Source organism: Pseudomonas sp. P4_C1 (assembly GCF_056402155.1).
Genome location: NZ_JBFUHY010000089.1, coordinates 23,661 through 33,455 on the forward strand (window position 1 = coordinate 23,661; position 9,795 = coordinate 33,455).

A 9,795-nucleotide genomic window follows, 5' to 3' on the forward strand; every position below is an offset into this window, starting at 1 on the left:
CACCCCTCCCCCAATAAGGTTCGACCCACCCGCCTCGATCAGGCAGATGAAGCGCCGAACCTTTATGATCGATTAATTCGATTGTTTTAAGCATTTATTTGCGCTTTTTAATCGAAATAGTCGGCGTAGTATCAACTGCAACCCAAGACAAACAACGCCCACGAATCTGGAGCAATGACCATGAAAACCCAACTGATCCTCGCCCTGACCCTCTCCGTCCTGGCTGCCAACACCTTCGCCGCCGATGGTTACGACCGCACCGGCTCGGCTGCTTACACCACTGAAGCCGCTGTCGCTTCCGACGGTTACGACCACACCGGTTCCGCGTCCTTCGCAGCCGATGGCGCAGACCACATTGGCGCCGGCAAACTCGCATCCGACGGCGCTGACCGCACTGGCGCCGCCCGCCTCGCCGCCGATGGTGCCGACCACATTGGTGCCGCTCGCCTGAGCTGATCCGCCAGCGTGACTTCACAGCCCGACTTCGGTCGGGCTTAGTTGTGTCTGGAGCCTGAGAAAACCCCACCGAAACACAAGATGTAGTGAAAAAAGCCTTTTTTGGTCATTTCTTGAGCAAAAATAATCCAGGGCAAAAATTCAGGAAAAAAAATCTTCCCCCGCCAACATCCTTCAAAGCCCTGTAAACCCTCGCTCCGACCGAAATACGGCCCCCGTCGACCGATCCGTGAGCCATTTCCCCGCCCCACAGCACGCAAAACTTCCCTATAATGCGGCCTTAAACGGGACTGCAATATTCCCTTACAGGGACGAAAAGCCAGTCTGAAGCCCCGCACAAGCGATCAACGCTTGCTGCGCCCATCAGTGGCTCTCGGAACCCGTACAAAATTCTGTTTGATGCCTGCGTATAGCTGCTGCAAAAAACGATTCCTTTAGATCCAACGCGGCCAGTAAGGCCGTGTGAAAAACCAACTATCCATTTTCACACGGGCACACTGGCCCTCACGCAGGAGACGACACGTCATGCTGAGCTGGGACGAATTCGACAAAGAAGACACGGAAGTAGCAGTCAAGAGCGCCAACGCCGGCCACGCCACCGAAGCCAACATGGACCGTCTCGACAGCGCCGGCGGTGCCGCCGCTCTGGAAGCCCGTGCCGTGACCGCTTCTGACTCCGCCGCCGTGGCCCGCGCCAAGGCTGCCCTGGATTCCCTCGACGTCGCCGAAGGCCTCGCCGAACTCGAAGGCGCCTCCGCCCGTGTCGCCGTTGACGAAAAGCGCATGATCAACTGCCGCGCCGACCTCAACCAGCTCGTGCCATTCAAATATGACTGGGCCTGGCAGAAGTACCTGGACGGCTGCGCAAACCACTGGATGCCGCAAGAAGTCAACATGACCGCCGACATCGCCCTCTGGAAAAACCCGGAAGGCCTGACCGACGACGAGCGCCGCATCGTGATGCGCAACCTCGGCTTCTTCTCCACCGCCGACTCCCTGGTTGCCAACAACCTGGTCCTGGCCGTATACCGCCTGATCACCAACCCGGAATGCCGCCAGTACATCCTGCGCCAGGCCTTCGAAGAGGCGATCCACACCCACGCCTACCAGTACTGCATCGAATCCCTGGCCATGGATGAAGGCGAAATCTTCAACATGTACCACGAGATCCCATCGGTCGCGAAAAAAGCCACCTGGGGCCTGAAATACACCCGTTCGATCTCCGATCCGAAGTTCGAAACCGGCACCGTCGAAACCGACAAAGAACTGCTGCGCAACCTGATCGCCTACTACTGCGTTCTGGAAGGCATCTTCTTCTACTGCGGCTTCACCCAGATCCTCTCCATGGGCCGCCGCAACAAAATGACCGGCGTCGCCGAGCAGTTCCAATACATCCTGCGCGACGAATCCATGCACCTGAACTTCGGCATCGACGTGATCAACCAGATCAAAATCGAAAACCCGCATTTGTGGGATGCCGAGATGAAGGAAGAAGCTTCGCAGATGATTCTGCAAGGTACTCAGCTGGAGATTGAATACGCTCGTGACACCATGCCTCGTGGGGTGTTGGGCATGAATGCGGCGATGATGGAGGACTACCTGAAGTTCATCGCTAACCGTCGTTTGTCGCAGATTGGTTTGAAGGAAGAGTATCCGGGGACGACTAACCCGTTCCCTTGGATGAGCGAGATTATGGATTTGAAGAAAGAAAAGAATTTCTTTGAGACGCGGGTTATTGAGTATCAGACTGGTGGTGCGCTGAGCTGGGATTGATTCCCTAGTCGTGGAGTCGCATCAAAACCTGAACCCGCCTCATCAAAAATGAAACGGTTTTTGCGAAAAGGGTTGCCAACTGGCAGCCCTTTTTGTCTTACCATGATGGGAAGGTAAGCGTTCGAACGATTGGTTTTGGAAGTCTGCAACTCGCCTGATGGGCGACTCAGTGAGGCCTTCCCGTGCGTTCTTCGAACAGAACGGAGCCCGAGCAGCTTTGGAGCCTGCCGCGAGTGTTGTCGATGGGCACATTAAGTGTCGCAAGCGGGCGGATTATTGTTGCCACCTAAAGAAAAACCCCGGCCTTGGTGTCGGGGTTTTTCTTTGTGGCCTAACCAAAACGATACACACATGCTCACAGCCCATGTCTGGGCGTTTTATGGGCTATGTGATGGAACATTGTTACGATTTCATCGAAACGAACAGCTTCTCTTGCCTAGCCGCTGTAGGCGGAGGTAGGTGTAGGTGAGCAAAGTTATTTGCCTTTTCGGCCCAAGCGTATCGGGCAAGATGAAACCCCAGTAGGCCATATGTCTCCTGAGGTTTTCTTTAGGTAGGCTGAGCTAGGGATCAATTATTAGGCGGAAGAACACGGAGTGTTTCCGGCATCGCTCTAACAAGTTGCCATCCTCACCCTTTACCCCGCCCTATCATCGGCAGATGCTTAGTACAGTTTCAGAGCACCTGAGACTCCAGTGCTTGCAGTGAGCTTTGTCTGTCCTCTCTAGATCATCGATGAATATTCACATTAATGTGAACAACTCGAATTAACTCTTGGCTCGTATGTCGGTGGTCGCTGCTATACGCCCATTTCATCCGGTGATCGCACGTCGCTCCTTGCTGATGCACCGGCAAATCGAGATCAGCCTTGGCGCGCAGCTTAACAACGATGTCGGAGATACCTGGCTTCTTGACGTATTCGACAACATACCCACGGCTTTGTCGCCCAGTGGAGTATCGGGAAACCAGTTGTTCGATAGCTTTTGCATGATAAGCAGGCCCCGCATAGATCTTTGCTTCGGCCAGACGTCGCTCAGATAACTGCATGCTCTCCGATTTGATAGTCAGGTCAACGCGACCGTTGCTGTAACCCTCGCGAACTACAGAAAGACCCGGCATGCTCAATGCAGCCGCCAAGAATGCGGACAGTTTTTCTTCGTCATCTACCTTCAAGTGGTGTGCCTCAGCCTCCATACGCTGCACACACTCCTCGAAGTGACGATCCAGAAAATCATCAAACTCTTGCTCCGTTTTTGCCTGAAATAGCTTCCGCAAAACCGGAAACCAGTTGAACAATGTTGTCAGGCTATCACCCATGCATATTTCCCCTAGCATCCTGAAGAGTCCATCGGATTGACAGACGCTCTGCCCAATCACCCTCCTCTTGGTGTACAGACGCCATGCGTCTCACCTCGTCGAAATCCATCGATAGGTGAGTCGCTGACGCGTCCAATTGAAGAAACTCGCGACGAAATATACCCACGTCGTTGGTAGACAGCACGTTCAAGATTGGGAACAAAATATTGCTGACCGACAGTCCACTGAACTCCTCTATTTCAACCAGATCAGAAAGACTCAAACTGTCAGAACGGCTCTTTAAACGCTCAAAAAGTGAATCAACCGCTCGCGACCAGATGTTTGCAACACCGAACCTTTCCCGTATCACCTTTAGAGCACGCGACCTAATTTGCCCACCGCTGCGCGCTCCATCGGCATTTTGGGATTGATAGGTCACATCGAAAACCGTGTCCGTCAGCCAGCGTTTGAAGTTTGGATTGTCGCTAAATTGCTTGAATAGCTCAGTGTGGTCAGACAGCAGTTCCAGCACGACGCGATTGAGCGCTTTGTCGTGTTCCAACCTAGCGTTTTGCTTGTCGGAGTTCGCCTGTGCGTTCTTGTAGGCCTTGTCCTGGGCCACGCGCACGGGTATCTCCTCGGTGATGACCTTGCGGATTTTATCCTCGTCTTTCCACCCGATTTTGCCGAACAAATCGTTGAAGGTCTTGATGATATTCGAGAGTCTATCGATTTCGGGCTCATCCTTGCCGCCGCCACCGCTTGGAGGAACGGGATCAACCGTTGCATCGGTATCGTCCATCGCCATCTTGAGAGCCGCTTGGGCTTCTACTCGATAGCTGTCCATGTCGACCGATTCCAGTACGCCTTTGGAGAGGTCTTCTTCCTTGGGGGCGGGCAACTTCGGAATGAGGAAGTTCAGGAAGATGGACAGCCTCTCCCACGCGGGGTGGCCGTAGTTCAGGATCGCAGCAAGGAAGCCGTAACTACGCACAAATGCCTTGGCTTCGCCCTTGAATTTCACCTGTCCGGCTTCGTCCAGGTTCTCCTGGTACTCCTCCACGCAAGCGTCGAGAATTGGGTCGAGCTTGTCCCGATCTGCGCCGCCAAGGTAGAGCGCTACCAAGTCCTCCACCTGTTGCCAGCTATACACCTGCTGCCCGTCGAGTTCGGCTTTCAGGTCGTGCAGCTTGTTGGCGTCGGTTTCCCCTGTCTGAATCGTGGCGCGGTAGTAATCCTGGAATGCCGCCTTCACTGCCTCAGCGTTGTCAGCGAAGTCGAGCACGAAGGTGTCATGCTTTTGCGGATGCGCTCTGTTGAGACGTGACAGGGTCTGCACTGCCAGCACGCCTGCCAAGGGCTTGTCCACGTACATCGTGTGTAATAGGGGCTCATCAAAGCCAGTGACGAACTTGTTCGCGACAATCAGGAAGCGATACGGGTCTTGCTTGAGATTGACTGGGATATCCTTGCTTGGAAAGCCGTTCAGGTCTGCCTCGGTCTTTTTCTCGCCGCCGATCTCGAAGTCACCCGAGTACGCCACGATGGCCTTGTAAGGGCTCTTGATCTGAGCGAGGTAGTCCGACACCTCGCGGAAGTAGTCGATGGCCCGAGCGATGCCGTTGCACACAATCATCGCTCGCGCTTTACCGCCAATCTTCTGCTTACTCACCACCTGAGCGACGAAGTGATCGACCATGATCTCTGCTTTGAGGCGGATGGCCTTGTCGTGCGACTCGACGTAGTGGCGGATCTTCTTCAGCGCCTTCACCTTGTCGAATTCGGGATCGTCTTCGACTGTCTTGGCAACCTGGTAGAAGCTGTCGTAGCTGGTGTAGTTCTCTACCACGTCCAGGATGAACTTCTCCTGGATCGCCTGCTTGGTGGTGTAGGTCAGCTCCTCCGGTGAGCGGAACTGCACTTTGTCGCCGACAACGATTTTCTCACCGAACAACTCCAGCGTCTTGTTCTTGGGCGTGGCGGTGAAAGCAAAGTAGCTGGCGTTAGATAGCAGTTTCCGCGACTGGATGCGCTTCTCGATCTCCGCGTTCACCGCATCTTGGGTGGCATCCTCTTCAAATTCTTCCTCTTCGGTTTTTCCGCCCAGTGCCTCGTGCATCCGCGCAGTGGTTTTGCCACCTTGACTGGAGTGCGCCTCGTCGATCAGCAGAGCGAACTTTTTGCCGGAGAGATCACCCAGTTCATCGAGAATGAACGGGAATTTCTGAACCGTGGTGACGATAATTTTCTTGCCCCGGCGCAAGTATTCGCGCAGTTCCTGCGCGTTGTCGGAGTGGCCGAAGATGGATGCTACGTGGTCATACCCTTTGATGGTGCGGGCTATCTGCGTATCCAATGCGCGCCGGTCGGTGATGACTATGATTGAGTCGAATTGCTCTGTGAGTGGATCTGCTGCGGTACGCAGTTCCACCAACTGGTGCGCCASCCAGGCAATTGTGTTGCTCTTGCCGCTGCCCGCCGAATGCTGGATAAGATAACGCTTGCCCACCCCATCGGCGCGGGCGCGGTGCAGAAGTGCGCGTACAGTGCGAAGTTGATGAAAGCGTGGGAATATCTGTTTGCGCTTTTTGCGTTTCTTGCCAGTGGCATCCGCCTCTTCTTCCTCCACCACCTGAGCGAAGCTCTCGATGATGTTTGCTAGCGACTCGCGGGTCAAAACCGACTTCCACAAATAGTCAGTCTTTAGGCCATTCGGGTTGGGCGGATTGCCCGCGCCGCTGTTCCAGCCCTGGTTGAACGGCAAAAACCACGATGGCTTACCCTTAAATTCGGCGCAGAAGGCTGCCTCTGCATCGTCGACCGCGATGTGGGCCATGCAGCGGCCCAACTGGAACAGCAGTTCCTGGGGGCTGCGCGTGGTCTGGTACTGGACGATAGCGTCGGCCAGAGTCTGTTTTGTCAGCGAGTTCTTCAACTCGAAGGTCAGCACCGGTAAGCCGTTGATGAAGATCACCATGTCCAGCTCGTTACCGGAATCGTTGCTGTAACGCACCTGCCGGGTGACGCTGAAGATGTTCTTGGCGAAAGCCATCGCTGACGTCGCGTTGCCAGGAGTGGGCAACAGCTTGTAAAGGTCGACATGAACCGGCCCGTGGCTCACGCCTTTGCGCAACACGTCGACCACGCCGCGCTTGGTGATCTCACCTTGCAAGCGGTGTAGGAACTGGGTGCGCTTAATGCCCTCGGCTGCCAGTTCCAGTGTTTCTACTACCTTGGGCTGGGTGGCCTGAAAAAAGGCAAGCAACTGCACGACGTCTAGCGCGACATCGCGATTGTAGTCCGTGGGCTTGCCCTGCACGTAACCGTTATGGGTGGCGGCGAAGTCCGTCGGGGCCAGCTCATGGCTGTACTCCGGCTGCGGAGTGCCTGTCAGGCCGCGCACGATGCGCGCCTCGAACCAACGCTCGCTGGTGTCAGTCTTTGCCATCGCCGTCCTCCTCTTCGTTCACGCTATCATCCTCATCCCTCAGGGCGACTAACTCCTCGTCACTCACTATGTCGTCTGGGCCGGGTCGCCATCCACGCACGTCCACTTTTCCGGTAACAACGTCAGCAATCTGCCGGTCGCGGTACTCGCGGATTAGCTTAATTTCAGTGAGTGCCTGATCGATGGCTTGATCTAGGGGCGCACTTTTGGCCTTGATGTACGCAAGGATCACCTGCTGCTCTTCTAATGTCGAAGGCATCGCAACAGGGAACCTGCCAAGCACGCTCTCTGCAATCGCTGGATAGGCAATTCCGATTGAATTGGCAGTGACCCGATTAACGAAGCTAGTGCTTTGAATCACATAGCCGAGATATTCAGGGTCAACCTCCCGTCCGGGCGTCATTACCGCGAAACCAGTTGAAGCGATTAGATCTTCGGCTTCTTCGCTGACATACCAGATGGCTTTCAGGTATGTGCGGACGGTCGAGAGGATTGTGTCGCCGCGACGCAGCACCCGGCGTGCTCGCGACGGGGCATTCTGAAAACGGAGTCGCTCCGGTTCCTTTGCTAACCGGCCAGTCTTTACAGCCCCGATGTCGACGTAGCGGAACTCAAAATCCGGATTCGTCTTTTCTCCCAATGTGCTCGCATTTAAGCGAACCCATCGCTTCAGGGGTTTGATTGACCAATGCTCGGGCACATCCCCCTGCCACTCGATGCCGGACGGCCTCAAGACGACCGAGGCATCAAGCCCTCGCGTCACGGCCCAATCGATGATGCGCAGCTTCTGCTCGGTCAGAAGCGCGATGAGGTCGCGCTTGACCTTGATGAAACGGGCAATGTGAGCATCCTCAGCACGCAGGTAGACGACGATCTGGTCTTGCTCTGGACGCGGCGGTACAGGCGACGGCATCTGTTTGAAGGATTCCCAATACAGACGATTGCGGTCAGCCACGATGCCACGGGAGAACTTGTTGACCTCATTCATGTAAGCGGCTGTGCGAAACAAATAGCTGAAATAGTGGCTGTTGGCCTCCGAGTAAGGCTTGACCACCACGTATGCAGGGCTGACCAGCCCATCTACTGGCGCGGGGCCGACCGCGCCTTGCCACATGCGCATCATATTGTAGGCGAGGTCATCCTTAACCGCTCGCTTGTACTTTTCCTTCTGGCTCATCACCTGCTTGCGCTTCAAATTTTCCATGTCCCGCACGCATACGCCGGTACGCAGGGACACTTCTAGAATGGGAAGGTCAGGAAAACCCGTTTCCACGCGATGGCCGAACAGACGACCGTTGCGCAGCACTTGCCAGTCTTCTGGCACTTTGGGCATCCAAGGCAGGCCCGATTCTTTGTACCTCGGATAGACACTCGCCATCACCATTACACGCCTCCCACAATTTTGTGCAGCAAGCCCTCTGTCTGCTGCTCTAGCTTGAGGATGTCAGCACGAATCTGATCCAGTGTGCGCAGCGGGGTCGGCTCGTAGAAGTAGCGGGCAAACGAAATTTCGTAGCCGATCTGAGTCTTGTCCATCGCAATCCAGGCATCCGGTGCGTGCGGCAGCACCTCCCGCGCGAAGAACGTGCCGATGCCGCCCGGTTCCTTGAGTGGCACCTGCTCGGTATCGCGCAGGTCGGTGTCGGACTCGTATTCGACAACTTCGCGGTACTTGTCTTCTCCTAACAGATAACGGCCATCGTTATTCGCCACAAAGACATCCGTAGCTTTTAGCTTTGTGCGCTTCGCAATAACGGGAGGCGCGGTTTCATCTCGCCAGCTCACAGCCTTGTAGATAGCTTTCTTCTCGGGGGATCCCAGCTTCTTGCTGTGCGCCTTCATCAAGGCTTCGAAGCGGGCGCGGAACTCATTGTGATCATGAAATACGACCTGCCCGATTTCGTTTTGCGCCAGCAGAGCTATCTCGATTAGCCCCTTGTCGCGCAGCCAGGTTGCCGGGTCGAGCAATTTTTTACGGCGCTTTGCCGGTACAGACTTCTTGGCAACTTTGCTTTCGCCGTCATCATCTTCGCTGTCGTCGTCTTCTTCGTTTTCGTCTTCACCTTTCAACCACGCTTCGATGGCTGGCTTGAGCTTGCTGAACTCGGTGTAGAGCATGTCTCCATGCGTGGCGTAGATGTCGGCACGCAGGACCTCATCACCCGATACAAAGCGCAGGGATTCGATGCTGTCTGACCGGAGCTGGCTCTTGAGGCGAAGCGGGCGCTCGACCGTGATCTTCCAATAGCCGAAGTCCGTATTGTCAAACCACTTACAATCCGGGGTTTCGTGAGGCTCGACGAGATACAAGTCTAGGATGTGCTGGATGTCGTTATTGGAGACCTCGCAGTTCTTCTTACCAAGATTGCGGCGCAGCGGCTGGAACCACTTGCTGGCGTCAATCAACTGCACGCGGCCTTTACGATGCTCGGCTTTCTTGTTGGCTAGCATCCAGATGTAGGTTGCAATGCCTGTGTTGTAGAAAATGTTGAGGGGGAGCGCGATGATGGCTTCAAGCCAATCGTTTTCTAGTATCCAGCGACGAATATTGCTTTCGCCCTGACCTGCGTCGCCTGTGAACAGCGCAGATCCATTATGGACAAGGGCTATACGGCTGCCCAAGGGCGTGTTGTGCTTCATTTTTTGCAGCTTGTTCACCAAGAACATGAGCTGCCCGTCGCTTGAACGAGTTATAAGCTTGAACTCTGCATCTCCGCTGTGATTTACGATAAAGCGCGGGTCGTTGAGTTCCTTTTTTCCACCCATCCTTTCTAGGTCAGTCTTCCAACTCTTACCGTACGGTGGGTTGGAGATCATGAAGT

The 9,795-nt window shown here is 55.0% G+C and carries 6 protein-coding genes; 2 read left to right on the plus strand and 4 right to left on the minus strand.

Features of this window, described 5'->3' with window-relative positions; all coding sequences use genetic code 11:
- The first annotated feature begins 180 nt into the window (after nt 1-180).
- Together AC1DU9_RS26755 and AC1DU9_RS26760 are read left to right on the plus strand one after the other, a co-directional pair.
- The gene (locus tag AC1DU9_RS26755; protein ID WP_457266315.1) at nt 181-456 is read left to right on the plus strand and encodes a hypothetical protein; all 276 of its coding nucleotides are present in this window, start codon (nt 181-183) and stop codon (nt 454-456) included.
- Between the two features lie 525 nt (nt 457-981).
- On the plus strand, nt 982-2,229 hold the full coding sequence (locus AC1DU9_RS26760) for a ribonucleotide-diphosphate reductase subunit beta (RefSeq protein ID WP_007992761.1): 1,248 nt from the start codon (nt 982-984) through the stop codon (nt 2,227-2,229).
- Nucleotides 2,230-2,958: 729 nt separating this feature from the next.
- Here AC1DU9_RS26760 and AC1DU9_RS26765 read toward each other — a convergent pair.
- From AC1DU9_RS26765 to AC1DU9_RS26780, 4 genes are all read right to left on the minus strand, one after another.
- Nucleotides 2,959-3,546: a hypothetical protein gene (locus AC1DU9_RS26765; RefSeq protein WP_477811025.1), complete on the minus strand. Its 588-nt coding sequence runs from the start codon at nt 3,544-3,546 to the stop codon at nt 2,959-2,961.
- Nucleotides 3,539-6,973 carry a type I restriction endonuclease subunit R gene (locus tag AC1DU9_RS26770; protein WP_477811026.1) on the minus strand — a complete coding sequence of 1,145 codons (3,435 nt, stop codon included), beginning with the start codon at nt 6,971-6,973 and terminating at the stop codon, nt 3,539-3,541. The genes AC1DU9_RS26765 and AC1DU9_RS26770 overlap by 8 nt, the downstream gene beginning before the upstream one ends.
- Nucleotides 6,960-8,279, minus strand: coding sequence for a restriction endonuclease subunit S (locus AC1DU9_RS26775; protein ID WP_477811028.1), 1,320 nt, complete (start codon nt 8,277-8,279; stop codon nt 6,960-6,962). The genes AC1DU9_RS26770 and AC1DU9_RS26775 overlap by 14 nt, the downstream gene beginning before the upstream one ends.
- Nucleotides 8,280-8,356: 77 nt before the next feature.
- On the minus strand, nt 8,357-9,795 hold a 1,439-nt coding region (locus tag AC1DU9_RS26780; protein WP_477811027.1), incomplete at its 5' end, for an HsdM family class I SAM-dependent methyltransferase.